Here is a 19,597-nt window from a genome sequence, read left to right as displayed (position 1 = left end):
ATAGCATTTTCATGTCAGTTAGTGCTATAAAAGCAAAAAGGTTGTCCCGCTTTGGCAGGACAACCTTTCTGATATAAAAAGCTATGATTAAGCGTTTACTTTGCCTTTCACTTTAGCTATCACTTCTTCAGCTACGTTATTTGGAGCCGGAGCATAGTGAGAGAATTCCATGATAGAGCTTGCACGACCTGAAGACAGGGAACGCAGCTGAGTTACGTAACCGAACATTTCGCTCAACGGAACTTTTGCTTTGATTACCTGTACTCCATTTTTGGAGTCCATACCTTCCAGCATACCACGACGGCGGTTCAAGTCACCTGTAACATCACCCATGTATTGATCCGGAGTAAGTACTTCCACTTTCATGATAGGCTCGAGCAATACTGGTTTAGCTTTGCGGGCAGCTTCACGGAAGGCAGATTTAGCGCACAACTCGAATGACATGGCGTCGGAATCCACCTGGTGGTAGGAACCGTCGAACAAGCGAACTCTTAAGCTGGTCAGCGGGAAGTTAGCGAGCACACCTTGGTTGAGTGACTGTTCGAAACCTTTCTGTACAGCCGGGATGAATTCTTTAGGGATGGAACCACCAAAGATATCGTTGATGAACTGCAGGGATTTACCTTCATTTTCTTTCAGCCATTCAGCATCTGCAGGTCCGATTTCGATCTGGATATCAGCAAATTTACCACGACCACCGGTTTGCTTTTTAAATACCTCACGGTGTTCAACTTTGGTAGTCAGCGCTTCCTTGTAAGCAACTTGCGGAGCACCCTGGTTAACTTCTACCTTGAACTCACGACGCATACGGTCAACGATGATTTCGAGGTGAAGCTCACCCATACCGCTCAATACGGTTTGGCCGGTTTCTTCGTCAGTTTTTGCTTTCAGGGTAGGATCTTCTTCTACCAGTTTAGCGATAGCCATACCCATTTTATCAACGTCTGCCTGAGTTTTAGGCTCAATAGCGATGTGGATAACCGGTTCAGGGAAGGTCATAGATTCCAGGATAATCGGTGATTTTTCATCACACAGGGTATCCCCGGTTTTGATATCTTTAAAACCAACAGCAGCACCGATATCACCGGCTTCGATGAAATCGATAGGGTTCTGCTTGTTAGCGTGCATCTGCATGATACGGCTGATACGCTCGTTTTTACCGGTACGGGTGTTCAGTACATAAGAACCTGCATCCAGGTGACCGGAATAAACCCGGAAGAATGCCAGGCGGCCTACGAAAGGATCGGTAGCAATTTTGAATGCCAGTGCAGCCAGAGGTTCCTTAGCAGAAGGTTTACGTTCCAGTTCTTCACCGCTGTCCGGATCGGTACCTTTAACAGCTTCCACATCTATTGGAGAAGGCAGGTAACGGCAAACCGCATCCAGCATTTTCTGAACGCCTTTGTTTTTGAAGGAAGAACCGCACATCATTGGGATGATAGCGATATCGATGGTTGCTTTACGAATAGCTTCGTGGATTTCATCTTCAGAGATAGAATTAGGATCTTCGAAGAATTTCTCCATGAGGGTGTCATCGTATTCAGCAACTGCCTCTACGAGTTTAGCTCTCCACTCTTCTGCTTCAGCCACCATATCTTCCGGAATAGGAATTTCCTGGTAGGTAGCACCTTTACCTTCTTCGTCCCAGATAATACCTTTCATGGTAATCAGGTCTACAACACCTTTGAAAGTGTCTTCAGCACCGATTGGCAGGGTTAAAGGAACGGGGTTGGCACCCAGCATTTCTTTTACCTGTTTAACCACGTTCAGGAAGTCGGCACCGGAACGGTCCATTTTATTTACGAAACCGATACGTGGTACACGGTAGCGGTTAGCCTGGCGCCAAACGGTTTCAGACTGAGGTTCAACACCGGATACAGCGCAGAACAATGCCACCAGACCATCCAGTACACGCAGGGAACGCTCTACCTCAACGGTAAAGTCCACGTGACCCGGGGTATCGATGATGTTGAATTTATATTGCTTGGTATCAGGTAAGGCTTTACCTTGTAAGGTTGGAAAATTCCAGAAACAAGTGGTTGCCGCAGATGTGATGGTAATACCTCTTTCCTGCTCCTGTGCCATCCAGTCCATTGTAGCAGCACCCTCGTGCACCTCTCCAATTTTGTGGGATTTACCTGTATAATACAGGATACGTTCTGTGGTAGTGGTTTTACCCGCATCGATGTGCGCCGCAATACCAAAGTTCCTTTGAAATTTTAAGTCTGCCATAATATTAAAGTGACTAAATAATGCAATTTGGGGGGCAAAGGTAATTTATTTTTGACAATAAATAAAATGAGCAGCTTTTCCAAATTGTTATTTCTTTTAAACGGGCGCAGGCGTTTTATTACATTATAATTATGCTTTATAAATACCTCACCCAAAACCAGTTTTAAGTTCGTATCTACCATTTTTTTATCAAATACAACCAAAAGTTAAATTATAGTTTTCCGGCTCCCATATTTCGATCAGATTTGTAGTGAATTGTTAAATAGACGAATACACGCCCCCGGAAAAAATGAAGAACCATCAGCGCATCATTCGGCCATCAGTTTTCCCTAAATAAACATCACAAATGAAAAACTGTACACTTATACCCTAACACAGGTAAATGTATTACTGTAGTGACATTCCCGGCATAGCGTTGTTGTAGCATCATTCCCGCATCTTATTTACTGATTAATACTTTTATATGAGAACATTTGTACTCAGCTGCACCTGTGCGCTGTTGTTACTGACCTGTACCTGTATGTCATCAAAAGCCCAGTTCATCCTTAACCGGCAGGTGGTGGCTACAGCAGGCGGCAGTGGCGTAGTTCAAAACATCCAGATCCAGTACACCGTGGGAGAGGCAATTGTATTGCCCATCACGAATGGAAAGGTTCTGCTGACACAGGGATTCCAGCAACCGGAAGAATTTCCCAAACTCCCTCCCGGTGTCAGCGCGGTCAAGAGCTATATTATATTCCCCAACCCGGCTGTTACCAATACAAAAATCCAGTTTGACCTGCTGGCCAATGTGAATTTAACCATTGAGGTTATCAACCCTGCCGGACAAAACGTTTACCATCAATTCCTGAAACTTGGTGCGGGTAAAAACACGGTGGTATTGCCTGTGAATCATTTTGCAGCCGGCATTTACACGGTTATGCTCAATGTTGACGGCAGTATCTTCTTCGAAAAGCTCATCGTGCAGTAATCCCGATCACTATTTAACTGATGACACATGAAACATGGTTATACAATTTTACTTCTTACAGGTGCGCTGACAGCAGCTACTACTTTATCGGCGCAGAAAACGACCCAGAAACCTCCTAACATCGGCGCAAGTTTTTTGCTGGTGAACCCTGATGCCAGAAGCAGCGGCACGGGCGATGCATCAGTAGGATTAACCCCTGATGCCAATTCCCTGTTTTCCAATGCCGCAAAAATAGTTTTTGCAGGCGACTGGGGAGTGAGTGCCAATTACTCGCCATGGATGTGGGAATTAAATAACAATAAGTCGAATATGGGCTACGTATCCGGCTATAAAACCTGGAATGGAACAGAAGGAATAGGCCTTTCCATGAAATATTTCAACTATGGCACGGTGACTTTCCGCGATGAAAACGGCACCGTACTGCAGGATTATAACCCCAAAGAATTTGCAGTAGATGGCGCTTATGCACGGAAACTGGGCAACCACATGTCGCTGGCAATAGGCCTGAGATATATACGCAGCCAACTGGGGCAGGGCTCCTACAACAACCTGCAGCAGAAACCTGCATCAGCCATGGCCGGCGATATCAGCTATTACTATCAGAACAGTGTGGACCGTCTTGATTTTGGCAACCGCTATTGCTTTGGCGTGAGTATTACCAATATCGGTACCAAGCTGCAATACACCGATGATAATACGAGGAAGAGTTTTCTGCCGATGAACCTTCGTATCGGTGGCGGCTATACGTTTGTGCATACACATGAGCATGAATTCACACTCTCAGTGGATATCAACAAATTGCTGGTACCTACTCCCCCATTGTATGCGCTGGATTCGAACGGTATTGAAACCAGCCAGATCCTGAAAGGTAAGGATCCTAACCGGGGTGTGGTAGCTGCTATGTTTTCCTCATTTGGAGATGCTCCTGATGGCTTTCATGAAGAGCTGCGGGAGTTTACCATCGGCTCCGGTATTGAGTATGCTTACCGGCAGGCATTTTTTGTACGGGCAGGTTATTTCTATGAACATCCCAATAAAGGTTACCGGCAGCATTTCTCAGCGGGTTTAGGTGTACGTGTGTCCAACCTGGCGCTCGACATTGCCTACCAGATGCCTACCGGGGAAACCCTTATGCAAAAAAGAACCCTGAAATTTTCGCTGGTCTATAACATTGGTGGATCGCGGGATGAAGCCGTGCAGCCATAAGGCAGCCATATAAGGGATGAAACAGGAAAAGCACAAACATCCATACCAATCGATAAAACAATTATTCATTCATGCATCCATAATTCTCATTCATATGAAATCACTGATTTTACTCTTCTTTTTCCTGGTAGCAGGATTTACTTATGCAAATGCGCAGGCGCGGTTTGAGCAAACAGGCGGCGGAACCGGCAAGGTCCGGGATGCCTTATTTCCCAGTCTGAAGAAGGACATTGCTGATATGCAGTCCCGGTCTGTGCAAACAAAGCCTGATCCTTCAGTTATATCTACTCCCACCAAGAAGCGGCTTTTTACCGATTACCAGCCTTCCCATAGTACGCTGAAGGCGGCAGCGGCCAGCAAAAAAACCACTCCGATACCATCAGATGTCAGTGCAAAGGAGGCCAGCAATAATTTAAAACAAGACAAGGCCCTGCAGCCAACTCCAACTTCGGTGCCTAACCAGGATGGAAGCGGTGCTCCGGCTCCTCATAAAAAGAATTAAGCGCACTATAAACTCAAAAAAATGATTATTATGAAAAAGATATGTTACCTGGCTATAGTGCTGTTAACGGTATCATTTCAGGTTGCAAAGGCTCAAAGCGGACTTACCGGCACCAACTACCAGGCGGTAGCCCGCAATGCCAACGGCACGATACTCGGCAATCAGTCGCTAACAGTGCGCTTTTCAATATTGGGTGGGTCTGCAGCAGGGCCCGTACAATACCAGGAAACGCATAATGCCTCCACCAATAACCTGGGACTGTTCACTTTACAAATTGGTAAAGGTACCCCTTTAACCGGTACCTACAGCGCCGTTCCATGGGCCAATGCCAATCAATACTTAAGGGTTGAAATTTCTGTGAATGGTAGCAATTTCAGTGAACTGGGTGTTTCCCAGTTGATGAGTGTTCCTTATGCTTTGTTTGCGGCCAATGCACCGGCGGGGCCACAAGGACCAGCAGGGCCTGCAGGACCTCAGGGTACTAAGGGCGATCCGGGTGCAGCAGGACCAGTGGGACCGGTTGGACCAGCAGGGGCTGTAGGGCCACAGGGGGCCAAAGGAGATGCGGGTGTAGCAGGTCCGGTGGGACCGGTTGGACCAGCTGGTGCTGTAGGACCACAAGGTGCCAAAGGCGATCCGGGTGTGGCAGGTCCGGTGGGGCCAGTGGGACCAGCTGGTGCTGTAGGACCACAAGGTGCCAAAGGCGATCCGGGTGTAGCAGGTCCGGTGGGACCAGTTGGACCGGTTGGACCAGCGGGTGTGGCAGGACCACAAGGAGCAAAGGGCGATCCGGGTGTAGCAGGAGCAGTAGGACCAGCCGGTCCTGCAGGACCACAGGGACCAGTTGGACCTATTGGTCCGGCCGGCCCGCAAGGCATACAAGGCCCTGCCGGCAATATTAACGGTATTGCTGCCGGCGGCGATCTTTCAGGTAACTATCCTAATCCATCAATTGGCGATGGAAAAGTAACCCTGGTCAAAATTGCGCCTGGTGTTATCCCAACAACTTTACCTCCTAATGGCCCGGCGGGTGGAGACCTAAGCGGCAACTATCCCAATCCCGGTGTAAAGGCCTTACAAGGACAACCAGTGAGCAATGTGGCACCGGCGGCCGGACAAATACTTAAGTACGATGGCGCACAATGGGTAGCCGGCGCACCTCCGGGTGGCGGTCTTACGCTGCCTTTTATAGCAACAGAAAATAATGCGGGCACCCTTTTCAGCATCACCAATGATGGAGACGGGACCTCCCTGGAAGGCGTGAACAATACGGCTACCAGCAACATATCCGCTGTCAGGGGTATTGTATCTTCTGCTTCACCGGGTGGGTTTTCAAGTGCTGTAAGAGGTATCAATAACGGCACCGGTGGACTGGGTGTAGGGGTGTATGGATCTCAGAATGGCTCCGGATGGGGGGTGTATGGCGTAACGCCTAATGGATTGGGCGTGTATGGTAATGCCTCTGCCAATGGTTACGGGGTATATGCTAATAGCAATACCGGTACCGGGTTAAACGCTACCAGCAATAACGGTATACCTGCCAACATGTCTATTTTCAACAATGCCAATAACAATAGTGTGTTAAATGCCAACACGGTTGGAAACGGTACCGTTATAAATGTAACTACTTCTGGTAATGGCGCGGGTGTACGTAGTAGCACAGGCGCGGGTTTTGGCGTACATGGTATTAGCTCCATGCAAACCTCCGCAGGCGTGGTTGGTGATAACAACGGTGGCGGAGAGGCGGTGGTAGGACGTACTACCAGTGATATTGCCGGCGCAGTGGTAGGCCGCAATGATGGCGGTGGTTATGGAGTGAGAGGGTTTATATCTACTAACACCAGCGGTACGGCTGTAGGCGTACTGGGCCAGGTAGGGTTAAATAACAGCACAGGCCGGGCCGGACGTTTTGAAAATTTCAATAATACCAATACAACCGGTAATATCCTGGAAGTAGAAACAAACGGTAACGGAAATATTCCTGATAATACCCAGGGTAATGCCTCTTCCTTCTTCGTAAATAACACCAATAGTGTGGGCGCCGCTGTAAGAGCTGAAGTAAATACCATTTTTGGCAACTTCGGCGCAGCCGGTGTCTTTGGTGTTTCCTCCGGTACCGGCGGACGTGCGGGCTTGTTCTATGCTTCCAACCCTGCGGGTAACGGGGCATCACTGATAGCGCTGACGGATGGTAATGGTAATGCCATTACTGCCAATGCCGGCAAAGATGGTAATGGGGTGGAAACAAATATAGATGGCGCGGGTAACGCGTTATATGCCTGGGTTCCGACCTTTTCAACCGGTAAGGCGGGCAGGTTTGAAATTTTCAACGAAAACAATGACAACGAGGTGATTTCGGTTAAAACTATTGGTAACGGGATTGGCGGTAATTTCAAGGTGGATAGGACTACCGGCACTTCTCCGGCTATAAAGGGAGAAGTGAATTCCATGTTCGCCAATTTTGGAACAGCGGGCGTTTTCGGTCTTTCGTCTGGTACAGGTGGATACGCAGGTTTATTTTATTCTTCCAACCCGGCGGGCAATGGTCCTGCTGTCGTGGCGCTTACCGAAGGCTCTGGTAATGGCATCACTGCCAATGCCGGAGGCAACGGGGATGGTGTTGAAGCTTCATGCGATGGAGGCGGGAATGCCATTTCTGGTTTTATACCCAACTTCGGAACCGGTAAAGCCGGCAGGTTTGCCAATTTTAATAATGCCAATGGCCAACCGGTGGTACACATTACTACAACAGGTACCGGCAACACGATGCTGATTAATCACCAGGGGCCATCCGGCAGTATTGCGGTATTCCAAAGCGCCAGTGTAAATGTGGCCCGTATTAATAAAGCCGGACGTGGCTTCTTCAATGGCGGTACACAGAACTCCGGTGCCGACGTAGCGGAATCTTTTGCGGTATCAGGACAACGGGATGCTTATGAAGCCGGCGATGTGCTGGTGATTGCCACACATGCTGACCGCATGGTAGAAAAATCATCTGAGCCTTATTCTACCCTGGTAGCGGGCGTATTTGCTACTAAACCAGGTGTGTTGTTAACCGAAAGTGATATTGAGGCAGATCTTTCTGCAGAGGTACCGATGGGTGTGGTTGGTGTGATTCCTACCAAGGTATGTAACGAAAACGGCGCCATTAAGAGGGGCGATCTGTTGGTTACTTCCAGTAAAGCGGGTTACGCGATGCGTGCTGATATAGACAAGGTAAAACCCGGTCAGGTAATAGGTAAAGCTTTACAGGAATTTAGCGGGGAAACAGGTAAGATCAAAGTATTGGTAAATGTAAAATAGTAACTAACCGATCACCAGCATAAAACGGCAGGCATCTACGGGTGCCTGCTTTTTTTATGCCTGGTGGCGAATGAGGGTAAGTTATTGTTGCGTTTCCTGTATGAAACGTATTGTTTTCTTTGAACCTGATTAAAGTATAGTACTAACACAAAAAGGCAAACAGCTCCAAAGGAACTGTTTGCCGAATATATTGAGTTGCCGTTAAGGCTATAACTAGATTCTGAAGTGAGAGAAAGCTTTGTTCGCTTCTGCCATACGGTGAGTATCCTCTTTCTTCTTGAACGCTGCGCCTTCACCTTTGCTTGCTGCAACGATTTCGTTGGCCAGCTTGTCAGCCATGCTCTTACCGTTTCTTTCGCCGGCAAAGCGTACCAACCATTTGATGCTCAGGGAGATCTTTCTATCAGGACGAACTTCCGCAGGAATCTGGAAGGTAGCACCACCGATACGACGGCTTCTAACTTCTACACCAGGAGTAACGTTAGTTAATGCTTTTCTCCAAACCTCGTAACCGTTTTCACCGGTCATCTGGCTTACCTTATCCACAGCATCGTAGAAAATTTTATATGCAACGCTCTTTTTTCCTTGTTCCATTACGTTGTTAACGAAGCGGGTTACCAGCTTGTCATTGAACCGAGGATCCGGAGCCAGAGGCAATTTCTTTGCAGCTTGCTTTCTCATTTATTGAAAATTACGACTATTTATAATTATTATTTTTTAGCCTTTTCCTTTTTAGTACCATACTTGGAACGGCTCTGCTTTCTGTCTTTCACACCTGCAGTATCCAAAGAACCGCGAACGATGTGGTAACGAACACCTGGTAAATCTTTTACCCTTCCACCACGGATCAGTACGATAGAGTGCTCCTGCAAGTTGTGACCTTCACCAGGGATATAGGCAATCACCTCAACTTTGTTGGTTAAACGCACTTTCGCTACTTTACGCAGAGCGGAGTTCGGTTTCTTAGGCGTGGTAGTGTATACACGAGTACAAACGCCACGACGCTGAGGGCAGCTATCTAATGCCCTGGACTTAGACTTAGCCCGGATAATTTCTCTTCCTTTTCTTACTAATTGTTGTATAGTAGGCATTCTTTACCTAGTTTTTTTATGTCGGTTTACAATGACATCCAAATTCCCCACAAAGGGATTTTGGGACGGCAAAGGTAAAACTATATGTGTGAATAACAAAATTGTTTCGAAAATATTTTTGCCGGGATGATCTCCTGTTGTCAGGGAAAGGTCTAATTATTCTGGTAGCAGCTCAGGATTACCAAAAACCGGATTGCAAAGGTATGATTTCCCTTAGAAACTACCATAAAAAAATAGGGCCTTTTTATCGGCCCTATTCTTACCCTGATAATAATATATAAAGCGCTTAGTGCTTGTTGATTATATAATTCCAGTGGCGGGTATCGGTAGCACGTCCGGTGCGGATATCATCCAAACGGCGGATTACTTCGGCTCCGATTTCATATTTGGTGGTATCCAGCTGAATCCTGGTATCCAGGTAATCGAGCTGTTCTACGTAGGCCACGCTGGAGGCGGTGCCGGTACCAAATACTTCCCTGAGGGTACCATCTTTATAGGCTGCTACTACTTCATCGATAGAGATCGGTCTTTCCTCTACTTTGAGGCCCATATCAATGAGTACATCCATTACACTGGCCCTTGTTACGCCTTCCAGGATGGTGCCCTGCGTGAGGTCCGGGGTAACAGCAGTATTGCCGATAATGGCGAAAACGTTCATGGTACCGCATTCCTGGAGGTATTTATGCTCATATCCATCTACCCATAATATTTGGTCATAGCCTTGTTTCCTGGCCTGCATGGTAGGATACATGGTACCCCCGTAGTTACCTGCCGCTTTAGCAAAGCCAACGCCGCCGGGAAAGGCGCGTACATATTTGTCCTGCACCAATAATTTAATAGGCTTATTAAAATAAGGACCTGAAGGAGAATTGATGATAGCAAACTTATAGGTATCAGAAGGGCGCACACCAATAAACTCATCTGCAGCGATCATAAACGGACGAAGGTAAAGGGAACAGCCCGCTCCGGTAGGTACCCAGTCGCGGTCCATGTCTATCAGTAAATCCATGCCGCCAATGAACAGCCATTCAGGTACCTGGGGCATGCCCATTCTTTCGGCAGAGGTATTAAAGCGTTTGTAGTTATCGTATGGCCGGAAGATCATGGGCTGGCCCTGCGGATCTTTGTAGGCTTTGATGCCTTCGAAAATCGCCTGTCCATAGTGCCAGGCGGCGTTGGAAGGACTAACAGACAAATTTTGAAAAGGCAGGATTTCGGCCTTTCCCCACTCTTTACCATCAAAATCGGCTACCAGCATATGGTCGGCATACATTTTACCAAATGCGAGGTTATTGAAATCCACTTCACTCAACCTGCTTTTCGTAGTTTTGGTGACTTTGATCTTCTTTAGCGCCTCTTCCGTAACTGTTGATTTATCTACCATCATGGTTAATCAATTTTATCTCAATATTTTTACATTTTAATCGCTGTGTCGCCGTAACCTTGCCGGTCCGGCCGTGCAAATAAACTGATTTTTCCCCAGCCGGGGTTTTTATATTAAATTAAATAATAATAAACATGTCGCTTGAGCAATTCCAACTTGATCCGTACTTTCTGGCTAAAATCTTTACCCAGCCTATCATTCCCGGGGAAAGCATGCCGGCCGCGGTCGTGGAAAAAGTGGTGCCCAAAGTCAAATATTTAGGAGAAAATCAAAAAAACATTGCGCTCTTCATACAAAACGAAAACGAAGCGTACTTAAACGACGAATTATTCAACCTCCTCACCAATATATTAAATGCCTGTAAACTAGGCATGCAGGATGTATCCCTGTTGAACGTGTCGCACTACCCTTCGCTGGCATTTCCAGACTGGCAGGCAGCGGTGAAAATAATGCGGGGCGTTGTATTTGGGATCGCACCGGAACAGCTTGGGCTCAGTGATATTCCCCTTTACCAGCTGGTGACAGTAAATGGCACTACGCTCCTGTTTTCCGATGAGTTATCGCTTATCGGCACAGACAAGGTGTTGAAGGCGAGGCTTTGGGCAGGATTAAAACAATTATTAGGCATTTAATACAATAAACAGCTTTTTCATCCGACTATATGAAATTGATATTTGCTACCAACAATCAGAACAAGGTAAAAGAGTTCCGGTCATTATTGGGGGATCAGTTTGAGATCGTTACCCTGCAGGAAGCGGGGATAGACATTGATATTCCTGAGCCGCACGATACGCTGGAGGCTAACGCCACTGAAAAATCAACGACTATTCACCGGATGACCGGCGAAAACTGTTTTGCAGAAGATACAGGACTGGAGATTAATGCACTGAATGGTGCACCGGGGGTTTTATCGGCCCGTTATGCCGGTGAGCAGAAAGAGGCTGCCGACAACATCGTTAAAGTATTAAAGGAACTAACGGGTAAAACTGATCGCAGCGCACAGTTCAGGACGGTTATTTCGCTGATACTGGAGGGTAAAGAGTACCAGTTTGAAGGTGTAAGCAAGGGTCAGATCACTAACGCCGCAACGGGTGGAAAAGGATTTGGCTACGACCCTATTTTTGTTCCTGAAGGAACAACGCGGTCTTTTGCAGAAATGGAGCTGACAGAAAAAAATAAGTACAGTCACCGTGCCAGGGCTTTTGAGAAATTCGTGGCATTCCTGAAACAAACAACAAACGTTTAGCATCTACCTAAAAAATAATAATGGCAAGGATCAAGATAGATTTACCGGAAGTATTTCCTTTTACGATACAGATACCCGTACGCATCCAGGATGTTAATTATGGCGGTCACGTGGGCAATGATGCTATTCTGTCTATCATGCACGAATCCAGGATACAATTTCTGAGCAGTATCGGCTACAAAGAACTCGACCAGGAAGCCGGCACCGGTTTGATTATGACGGATGTGGCAGTGGCTTATAAAGGAGAAGGGTTTCATGGAGATATTTTTGAAGTAGCTGTAGCCGCAGGAGAATTCAATGCCCTGGGTTTTGAATTATTTTATCGCATTACCACTAACAGGGATGCACAAACGATTACCATAGCCGAAGGCAAAACAGGCATGATCTTTTTTGACTACAACCGTCGTAAGGTAGCAAAGTTACCGGCCGATATGAAGGCCAGCCTGGAAACAGGGAAATAAATATAATATATGATGGATACAACAACATTAGCCACTTCTGTGGAACAGGTGATTATAGCCCGTCGTACGGTGAAACCCACCAGTATGAACGGGAGGAAGATACCAGATGAAACCGTACAACAATTGCTCCAGCTGGCCGACTGGGCGCCTACCCACGGGTATACAGAGCCATGGTATTTTGTGGTGTACAGCGGCGGCAAGGTGCAGCAGTTTTGTACAGACCATGCGGAGCTGTACAAGCAATTTACGCCTGCCGACAAATACATTCCCGGCAATTATGATAAATTAAAGAACCAGGGAAACCTTGCCTCGCATGTACTGGCCATTTGTATGAAGCGGGGTGACAATCCAAAGATCCCGGCTATAGAAGAAATTGCGGCGGTATCCTGCGCTGTGGAAAACATCTGGCTGGGTGCTACTGCTCTTCACCTGGCTGCCTACTGGGGTTCCGGTGGGATGACCTACCACCCTGCCATGCAGGATTATCTGGGTTTGGGAGATGAAGACCTGGTACTGGGTTTCTTTTACCTCGGTTATACAGACGAGCCTGCACAACCGGGAAGAAGGACCAAACCACTGAGTGAGAAAGTTACCTGGAAGTAAGCATAAAGCGGAAGGCAAAAAGCAAAAAGCTATTGAGGCGAATGATCAGGATATGTTTTTTTTCGTTGATCATTCGCCTCAATAGCTTTTTGCTTTTTGCTTTTTGCCTTCTGCTTTATGCTTTTTGCTTCTGCTTTATGCCTGTTCCAATTGATATCCTTTCGCCTCGGCTTCGAAGCTGCTGATTTGGGTGGCAACCCAGTGTTCATCTTTATGTAGTTCGGCAGCCATAATCCTGGCTACGGCGGGGGCTATACGCATCGCCTCTTTTGCGTCGAGGAAAAGAAGGCGGGTACGACGGGCCAGGAAATCTTCGATATTGCGGGCCATTTCCTCCCTGACTGCCCATACTACCTGAGCTTTAATGATATGGTATTCCTGGCTCAGCTCCTCCTGCAGGTCTGGCTGACGGGCCACCATCTGGTGGATATGCAGTGCATCGCTGCCATAGAAATACCAGGGATCTTCCCAGTTTATATTATTTGTGGCCCCGTGAATTTTCAGATGCGGGGTGGCTGAAGTTGTTTGTTTCCATCGCAGCACTTCTTCCAGTTTATGCACCACATCTTCTCCCATGCGGCGATAGGTGGTCCATTTTCCACCAATAATTGTAATGAGCCCTGATTGGGAAACGATGATCTTATGGCTGCGGGAAATTTCCTTGGTTTTATGTCCTTCTGCTTTGGCGGCCGCCAGCGGTCGCAGTCCGGCCCATACGCTGCGAACATCCGTTCGCTGAGGAGGCCGGGAAAGATATTGTCCTGCTGTGGCGAGGATAAAACGGATTTCATTTTCCAGGGCCCGCGGCTCAAGGCTGATATGGTTTACCGGCGTATCTGTAGTGCCCACTACCACTTTGTTGTGCCAGGGTACTACAAACAGCACACGGCCATCGCTGGTAGCCGGGATCATCAGGGCATTATGCCCGGGCAGGAATTCACTGTCCAACACCACATGCACGCCCTGACTGGCCGCAATAGACTTAGGAGCATCCGGGTTATCCATCTCCAGCACATCATCCGCAAAAACACCGGTGGCATTAATCACTGCCCTGGTATTAATATATATATCATCGCCGCCATTCAGTGTGTCCTTTACCGTTAGTCCGCTGATCTTTCCTTCCTCATCTTTACGGAGGCCGGTTACCCGCATATAGTTTAGCACGGTACCTCCTTTATCAGCGATTGTTTGTACCAGGTTAACGGCAAGACGGCTATCATCAAATTGTCCGTCGTGATACAGCACCCCACCGGCAAGTTTATCCTGCTTCAGGGTAGAGAGGCGCTTTAACGTTTCCGCTTTGGAGATATGCACGGACTTCCCGAGGCTGAGCCTACCTGCCAGCCAATCGTACATTTTGAGGCCAATGGTGTACTTTAAATTCTCCCAGAAATTAAAAGTAGGAATAACAAAAGCAAGGTTACGTACCAGGTGTGGTGCATTGGCTGCCAGCAACCCGCGTTCCACACTCGCTTCCCTTACCAGGGCTACATCGCCCTGTGCGAGGTAGCGTACCCCTCCATGTACCAGCTTAGTACTTTTACTGGATGTTGATTTTGCAAAATCCACCTGCTCCAGCAGCAGGGTCCTGTATCCTCTTGTTACTGCCTCCAGTGCAGCACCCAGGCCAGTGGCCCCACCACCAATCACTACAATATCCCAGGGTTCGAGATCCTTTCTTAATGCAGCAACGAGCAATTCTCTGTTCATAAGCTAATTTTCTTGGTATAGCATTTACTTACAAAATAGTGCGTAATCGGCTACTGAGCAAAAGTTAAAGCACTGTTCCAAAAAACTTAACGGCCGGCCGCCGTAAAAGTTTTAAATTCAGGAACATTTAGATGGAAATAAATGTTCCTCCTTAGAGATTACCTGTTTCTGCCTCGTGCAGGAAATTATACGCCGGATTATATGATTACCAGGATCAGATTTTTGTTACAGACCATATTACTGCTGACCATTATTGGCAGTATGTTACCCGTGACCGCGCAAAACCGCAAGAGTGGAAAAAAGCAGGACACCATTCAAATGGTGGCGGTAGACAGCGCCGCCATCCGGAAAAGCATAGCCGCGCTGGCCAAAGACACTGTCCGGATGAAGAAGTCTGATACCTCTGTAGCCATCCTCATTAACCGTATAGAAAGTTATACCCTGATGATGAATGAGCTTATGAGTATTCTCCGCCGGGGATTTGACACAAGCAGCATCAGCACAGGACTCCCACTGGCAGATACCTCACTGGCACTGATCAAATATAATATTGCCAGCCTGGGTCGTACGCCCAACATCAACGATATTTACACCAACAAGGTAATGCTGGAGCAGTTACAACGAAGACTCAGCTCCTGGCAAAATACGCTCGTTTCATATTATGGTAAGTTGGTTAACATCAACGATACCATTCATTCCCTCCGGAACGATACGGCCATGCGGAATATACCCGCCGAAGATGAATTGTACGGCTTTTATGTGGGACAGGTTACTAACCTGATCCTGAAATTCCATGCAGTTGACAGCGCCAACAAGCATCATCTTATTAAAATGGGGTTACTGCAGAACAAGGTCGCCAACCGGTATATAGACGTGTCGAATTTATATGAAGACATGGACTACCGGCTCCAGCAGCATTCCGCCAATATGTTTAAACGGGATTCCCGTTACCTGTGGAGACCGCACCGCGACAGTATTAATCCGCTGGAGTTTTTCCCGGTATTAAAGAACTCGCTGCATAAAAGCACGAAGGTGCTCGTCATCTTTTTTTCTATCCAGTGGCCGGTCTTTTTTGTGTGGCTGTTGCTGGCGCTCCTGTTTGGCTGGTGGGTGTACAACAATATCCGGAGAATCCGGCAGAATCATGCAGCGCAGGAAGGCGAAACGATCCTGCAACACGCCAGGTACCTCTACCGGTTCCCGGTGGCCAGCATCGTGGTGTTTATCACTACGTTGTCGTCCGTACTATCGGTGCGTTATCCCATTCTTTTTACCGAGATGACCTGGGGACTTGCTGTGATTGCCTTAACGGTGATATTCCGTTCCCATTTCCCAAAAACATTATTCAACAGCTGGTTAATGTTGGTGGGGTTGTTATTTGTTTACAGTCTTAATAACCTGCTGATAGAAGTAACTTACGCAGAGCAATGGGGCCTGCTGATAGGCGCCGTATTATCCATAATACTGGCGTTCCGGTTGTTAAAGGAATCATCGCTCACCACCTTTGCGCAGCCCAAATACACCCAGCCATTATTACAGCTGTTTCTTGCCACCAGCATATTTTCCCTGTTGCTGGTATTGTTTGCCCGGGTAGGCACCGCCAAAATAATGGGTTCCAGCGCTGTAGTCAATACCGTCATGGCACTCAGCCTGTTTACCCTTGTTAAAATACTGATGGAAGCCGTATACCTTCAGGTGGAGGCCAATAAAGACTCCAGTACCTTCATCTCTTTTATGGATTACCAGGATGTACAGAAAAAGCTGAAAACATTCCTGACCATATTGGCCACCCTGGGCTGGCTGGTGATTGTTACCCGCAACGTTTATTTATACGACGCCATTTATGAAGCGACCACCGACTTTCTTTCCTCCCGGCACCAGATAGGGAGTTCCGACTTTACCTTCAGCAGCATAATTATTTTTGTACTGGTAATATGGGTGGCCACCATCGCCTCACAGCTGATTGCCTATATGTTTGGTAACATTGGTCAGAGCGCCAACCCTTCCAAAAAAACAAAGTTTGGTTCCGCCCTGCTGCTTTTACGTTTGGCAGTACTGGCCGGCGGCGTGTTGCTCGCGTTCGCCGCCTCAGGAATCCCCATGGACAAGCTAACCATCGTGATAGGCGCATTGGGAGTGGGTATCGGCTTTGGCTTGCAGAATATTGTTAATAACCTCGTTTCGGGAATCATACTTGCCTTTGAAAAACCGCTGGAAGTAGGCGATGTAATAGAACTTGGCCCCCGTTCCGGTGTAGTAAAGGAAATCGGCATCCGCTCCAGTAAAATCAGCGCCTACGACGGCTCAGAGATCATAGTACCTAATGGCGACTTTATTTCCCAGCAGCTGATCAACTGGACGAGAGCCAACCGGAATAAGCGAATCACCTTTACGCTTGGCGTTGGTTACGGCAGCAATATTGACCAGGTCACTGATATTATTAAATCTGCCTTTACTGACCGGAAAGATATACTCTCCGCTCCTGCTCCTTTTATTCAACTCACTGATTTTGGGGATAACGCCGTGAATTTCAAAGTATACTTCTGGATAGGCGACCTGGATAATGCCGGACGACTTCAAAACGAGGTGATGTCGTTCATTTACGCTGCCCTTAACCAGGCGGGTATCGAAATGCCTTATCCACAACGGGATCTGCATATACGATCAGTAGATGACAGCCTGCTGAAAAAGTGGGATAAACCCGCTCCCGATGGCAATGTTTAAAAAAAAATCTAAAAAAACGCCGGATACATTTTGAATTTTCATTTATAAGCCGTTATCTTTGCACTCCCGTTTTGGGGCAGCAACCGCTACTGATAGTGGTTACAGCGGTCAGAATGGTAAGAAAAGGCGAGGTAGCTCAGGTGGTTAGAGCGTTGGATTCATAACCCAAAGGTCTCGGGTTCAACTCCCGATCTCGCTACAGATAAAAAGCCGCAAACACTTTACAGTAAAGGGTTTGCGGCTTTTTCGTTTGGGCGTGGTGGTGGGTTTGGTGGTCAGAAACACCTCCGTGTCCGGCACATTTTTCTCCAATAGTTGAAGCATTTCGTCAAGTTGTTGCTCAGTGCCATCCGCAGCAGCGATTCTTCTTACTAGCTAGACTAACTGATTTCTGGTCATAATTAATAAGATTATGTTCTGCTGCACATCGAAGAATTCCATAATCTTGGCTCACCTCTTTAGCAATCTTTGCTCGGGGTTGTCTATCTCTACAACCGAAATAAGATGATCAAAAGCTGGCGGGAAAACTGGGAAGACCTCACTGTCTTTTTTGACTTCCCCATGGAGATCAGACAGATTATCTACACGACCAATCTCATCGAAAATCTGAACGGCAAAATTAGAAAATATACCAAAAACAGGCTATCCTTCCCTACTGACGAAGCTGTCCTTAAATCAGTATACCTGGCCCTATGGGAAGTATCAAAAAAATGGACCATGCCCATTAGAAACTGGGGCATGGTCCTAAATCAGTTTTTAACTATTTTTGATAAAAGAGTAAGAATCTAAATATTATTTTGATCCCCGATCTTTAAGTTTACACACTTACTGAAATAGTCCCGTTTAATCCAACCTGAGAAGTATTTGCCGCAGCTTTTATGTTCATTTTTCTTTTAATAGATAGCTTGTGCTTCTTCCTCCTGCGTCTTCTTTTACTAGTAAGTCGCGTTCTATTAAATCTTGAATATCGCGAATGGCTGTATCTTGTGAAACCTTCGTGATGATTCCCCATTTGGCCGAAGTTAATTTTCCCTCAAACCCGTCAAGCAATTTATTCAACATAAGTTTTTGCCTGTCATTGATTGTTTGGGTTGTAGTGCGTTCCCAAAACTTTGCCTTCCTCTTAACGGTCGCTAATGTCGTGTCTGTTGCAGTAATCGAGCGATTTAGACAGGCAAGAAACCATTCCAGCCATTCTGTGATATCAAGTGATCCTTTTTGCGTGTTTTCCAGAATATCGTAATACGCTTTTCGCTCGGCCCTGATTTGTGTTGACATGCTGTAAAAACGTTTGTTGCTATTATCAGCCCGAGCAAGCATCATATCTGTGATGGCGCGGGCAATACGTCCATTACCATCGTCAAACGGGTGAATTGTCACGAACCATAAATGCGCTATTGCTGCTTTTAACATGGGGTCTATGTTTTCCCCTGAATTGAGCCACGTAAAAAAAAAGTCCATTTCATGTTGAAGACGCTCGGCATCCGGTGCTTGAAAATGCACCGTTTCGCGGCCCATCGGACCGGAGACAACTTGCATTGGATCTTCTCTGGTATTGTTTCGCCAGGCTGCGACGACAATCTTATGTATACCACTGTATCCCGTAGGAAATAGAGCCGCGTGCCAGCCAAAGAGCCGTTCTTGGCTTAGAGCGATGGAATAACGTTGCGTAGCATCCAACATCATTTCGACAACACCCTCAACATTACGATCCGCCGGAACCAATCCTGCAATATCAATTCCAAGGCGTCGCGCAATGGATGAGCGTACTTGGTCAGTGTCCAATATTTCGCCTTCGATTTCACTGGACTTTAAGACATCCAACGTCAGCGTTTGTAAGTTGGCTTGTTCCTGTAACGCAAAACCAAGTCCTTCCATTCGGCCTAAAAGTCGTCCCTGCTGATAACGAACTTCCGCTAAGAGAGGGGTGATTATATTGTTATCCCATTGAAATTTGGGCCATTTTTTTAATAGATGAATATACATTCTACGCATTTTTTGCGTCGAATATAGCACATAATCTCCGCATTACAAGGTTATTCTACGCAAAAAATGCGGAGAATATATACTCTATTCACCGCATCATATATTCCAAAGGGGATTCTTAACGTGTAATGTTGAAGCTAAACAGGAATCGGTTCAACCATTCTCTCCCTCTCCCTACG

At 46.9% G+C, this 19,597-nt stretch carries 16 protein-coding genes and 1 tRNA gene; 11 read left to right on the top strand and 6 right to left on the bottom strand.

Features of this window, described 5'->3' with window-relative positions; genetic code table 11:
- Window positions 1–87: 87 nt before the first annotated feature.
- Entirely contained in the window at window positions 88–2,232 is a 2,145-nt protein-coding gene (gene fusA, locus KE626_RS04465) for an elongation factor G (RefSeq protein WP_211971694.1), read from the bottom strand.
- Between the two features lie 463 nt (window positions 2,233–2,695).
- Between fusA and KE626_RS04460 the strand changes: the two genes are divergently transcribed.
- The 4 genes from KE626_RS04460 (at window position 2,696) to KE626_RS04445 (ending at window position 8,213) form a co-directional block, all read left to right on the top strand.
- Window positions 2,696–3,202: a T9SS type A sorting domain-containing protein gene (locus tag KE626_RS04460; protein ID WP_211971693.1), complete on the top strand. Its 507-nt coding sequence runs from the start codon at window positions 2,696–2,698 to the stop codon at window positions 3,200–3,202.
- Window positions 3,203–3,229: 27 nt separating this feature from the next.
- Window positions 3,230–4,408 carry a type IX secretion system outer membrane channel protein PorV gene (gene porV / locus KE626_RS04455; protein WP_211971692.1) on the top strand — a complete coding sequence of 393 codons (1,179 nt, stop codon included), beginning with the start codon at window positions 3,230–3,232 and terminating at the stop codon, window positions 4,406–4,408.
- 94 nt (window positions 4,409–4,502) lie between these two features.
- On the top strand, window positions 4,503–4,910 hold the full coding sequence (locus KE626_RS04450) for a hypothetical protein (protein WP_211971691.1): 408 nt from the start codon (window positions 4,503–4,505) through the stop codon (window positions 4,908–4,910).
- A 30-nt stretch (window positions 4,911–4,940) separates the two neighbouring features.
- Window positions 4,941–8,213: a collagen-like protein gene (locus tag KE626_RS04445; protein ID WP_211971690.1), complete on the top strand. Its 3,273-nt coding sequence runs from the start codon at window positions 4,941–4,943 to the stop codon at window positions 8,211–8,213.
- A 213-nt stretch (window positions 8,214–8,426) separates the two neighbouring features.
- Here KE626_RS04445 and rpsG read toward each other — a convergent pair whose 3' ends face one another.
- The 3 genes from rpsG to KE626_RS04430 all read right to left on the bottom strand — a co-directional run bounded on the left by rpsG (window position 8,427) and on the right by KE626_RS04430 (window position 10,691).
- Entirely contained in the window at window positions 8,427–8,894 is a 468-nt protein-coding gene (gene rpsG, locus KE626_RS04440; protein WP_211971689.1) for a 30S ribosomal protein S7, read from the bottom strand.
- A gap of 29 nt (window positions 8,895–8,923) precedes the next feature.
- Window positions 8,924–9,304 (bottom strand): 30S ribosomal protein S12, encoded by a 381-nt coding sequence (gene rpsL, locus KE626_RS04435; protein WP_012789278.1) that lies wholly within the window; start codon window positions 9,302–9,304, stop codon window positions 8,924–8,926.
- A 286-nt stretch (window positions 9,305–9,590) separates the two neighbouring features.
- On the bottom strand, window positions 9,591–10,691 hold the full coding sequence (locus KE626_RS04430) for a branched-chain amino acid aminotransferase (RefSeq protein ID WP_249207268.1): 1,101 nt from the start codon (window positions 10,689–10,691) through the stop codon (window positions 9,591–9,593).
- A 131-nt stretch (window positions 10,692–10,822) separates the two neighbouring features.
- On the opposite strand from KE626_RS04430, the gene KE626_RS04425 reads away from it, so the two are divergent.
- The 4 genes from KE626_RS04425 to KE626_RS04410 are packed head-to-tail and all read left to right on the top strand — an operon-like array spanning window position 10,823 to window position 12,998.
- Complete coding sequence (locus KE626_RS04425) at window positions 10,823–11,320, top strand: hypothetical protein (RefSeq protein WP_211971688.1); 498 nt, start codon at window positions 10,823–10,825, stop codon at window positions 11,318–11,320.
- A 29-nt stretch (window positions 11,321–11,349) separates the two neighbouring features.
- The gene (gene rdgB, locus KE626_RS04420; protein ID WP_211971687.1) at window positions 11,350–11,934 is read left to right on the top strand and encodes an RdgB/HAM1 family non-canonical purine NTP pyrophosphatase; all 585 of its coding nucleotides are present in this window, start codon (window positions 11,350–11,352) and stop codon (window positions 11,932–11,934) included.
- A 20-nt stretch (window positions 11,935–11,954) separates the two neighbouring features.
- Window positions 11,955–12,395 (top strand): thioesterase family protein, encoded by a 441-nt coding sequence (locus tag KE626_RS04415; RefSeq protein WP_211971686.1) that lies wholly within the window; start codon window positions 11,955–11,957, stop codon window positions 12,393–12,395.
- A gap of 9 nt (window positions 12,396–12,404) precedes the next feature.
- On the top strand, window positions 12,405–12,998 hold the full coding sequence (locus KE626_RS04410; RefSeq protein WP_249207267.1) for a nitroreductase family protein: 594 nt from the start codon (window positions 12,405–12,407) through the stop codon (window positions 12,996–12,998).
- A gap of 135 nt (window positions 12,999–13,133) precedes the next feature.
- Here the strand turns inward: KE626_RS04410 and KE626_RS04405 are convergent, their stop codons facing one another.
- The gene (locus KE626_RS04405; RefSeq protein ID WP_211971685.1) at window positions 13,134–14,708 is read right to left on the bottom strand and encodes a glycerol-3-phosphate dehydrogenase/oxidase; all 1,575 of its coding nucleotides are present in this window, start codon (window positions 14,706–14,708) and stop codon (window positions 13,134–13,136) included.
- A 201-nt stretch (window positions 14,709–14,909) separates the two neighbouring features.
- On the opposite strand from KE626_RS04405, the gene KE626_RS04400 reads away from it, so the two are divergent.
- The 3 genes from KE626_RS04400 (at window position 14,910) to KE626_RS04390 (ending at window position 18,221) form a co-directional block, all read left to right on the top strand.
- A complete protein-coding gene (locus KE626_RS04400) occupies window positions 14,910–17,432 on the top strand; it encodes a mechanosensitive ion channel family protein (RefSeq protein WP_211971684.1) in 2,523 nt (840 codons plus the stop codon).
- Between the two features lie 125 nt (window positions 17,433–17,557).
- Window positions 17,558–17,631 (top strand) — tRNA-Met (locus tag KE626_RS04395).
- A gap of 305 nt (window positions 17,632–17,936) precedes the next feature.
- Window positions 17,937–18,221, top strand: a complete 285-nt coding sequence (locus KE626_RS04390) for a transposase (protein WP_428845020.1) — start codon at window positions 17,937–17,939, stop codon at window positions 18,219–18,221.
- A 93-nt stretch (window positions 18,222–18,314) separates the two neighbouring features.
- Here KE626_RS04390 and KE626_RS04385 read toward each other — a convergent pair whose 3' ends face one another.
- Window positions 18,315–19,418, bottom strand: coding sequence for a Fic family protein (locus tag KE626_RS04385; RefSeq protein ID WP_211971683.1), 1,104 nt, complete (start codon window positions 19,416–19,418; stop codon window positions 18,315–18,317).
- Between the last annotated feature and the right edge of the window lie 179 nt (window positions 19,419–19,597).

It is taken from the genome of Chitinophaga hostae, from assembly GCF_018224885.1.
In the GTDB taxonomy this organism is placed as follows: Bacteria; Bacteroidota; Bacteroidia; order Chitinophagales; family Chitinophagaceae; genus Chitinophaga; species Chitinophaga hostae.
Note: the sequence above shows the minus strand (reverse complement) of the source record. Positions and strands in the feature narration are given on the sequence as shown.

What these genes read in the sequence shown, in the direction of transcription:
- rpsL (WP_012789278.1), bottom strand. Translation starts at nt 9,304, where the DNA reads ATGCCTACTATACAACAATTAGTAAGAAAAGGAAGAGAAATTATCCGG.
- KE626_RS04425 (WP_211971688.1), top strand. Translation starts at nt 10,823, where the DNA reads ATGTCGCTTGAGCAATTCCAACTTGATCCGTACTTTCTGGCTAAAATC.
- KE626_RS04405 (WP_211971685.1), bottom strand. Translation starts at nt 14,708, where the DNA reads ATGAACAGAGAATTGCTCGTTGCTGCATTAAGAAAGGATCTCGAACCC.
- KE626_RS04445 (WP_211971690.1), top strand. Translation starts at nt 4,941, where the DNA reads ATGAAAAAGATATGTTACCTGGCTATAGTGCTGTTAACGGTATCATTT.
- rpsG (WP_211971689.1), bottom strand. Translation starts at nt 8,894, where the DNA reads ATGAGAAAGCAAGCTGCAAAGAAATTGCCTCTGGCTCCGGATCCTCGG.
- KE626_RS04460 (WP_211971693.1), top strand. Translation starts at nt 2,696, where the DNA reads ATGAGAACATTTGTACTCAGCTGCACCTGTGCGCTGTTGTTACTGACC.
- fusA (WP_211971694.1), bottom strand. Translation starts at nt 2,232, where the DNA reads ATGGCAGACTTAAAATTTCAAAGGAACTTTGGTATTGCGGCGCACATC.
- KE626_RS04400 (WP_211971684.1), top strand. Translation starts at nt 14,910, where the DNA reads ATGATTACCAGGATCAGATTTTTGTTACAGACCATATTACTGCTGACC.
- KE626_RS04410 (WP_249207267.1), top strand. Translation starts at nt 12,405, where the DNA reads ATGATGGATACAACAACATTAGCCACTTCTGTGGAACAGGTGATTATA.
- KE626_RS04430 (WP_249207268.1), bottom strand. Translation starts at nt 10,691, where the DNA reads ATGATGGTAGATAAATCAACAGTTACGGAAGAGGCGCTAAAGAAGATC.
- rdgB (WP_211971687.1), top strand. Translation starts at nt 11,350, where the DNA reads ATGAAATTGATATTTGCTACCAACAATCAGAACAAGGTAAAAGAGTTC.
- porV (WP_211971692.1), top strand. Translation starts at nt 3,230, where the DNA reads ATGAAACATGGTTATACAATTTTACTTCTTACAGGTGCGCTGACAGCA.
- KE626_RS04385 (WP_211971683.1), bottom strand. Translation starts at nt 19,418, where the DNA reads ATGTATATTCATCTATTAAAAAAATGGCCCAAATTTCAATGGGATAAC.
- KE626_RS04415 (WP_211971686.1), top strand. Translation starts at nt 11,955, where the DNA reads ATGGCAAGGATCAAGATAGATTTACCGGAAGTATTTCCTTTTACGATA.
- KE626_RS04450 (WP_211971691.1), top strand. Translation starts at nt 4,503, where the DNA reads ATGAAATCACTGATTTTACTCTTCTTTTTCCTGGTAGCAGGATTTACT.
- KE626_RS04390 (WP_428845020.1), top strand. Translation starts at nt 17,937, where the DNA reads ATGATCAAAAGCTGGCGGGAAAACTGGGAAGACCTCACTGTCTTTTTT.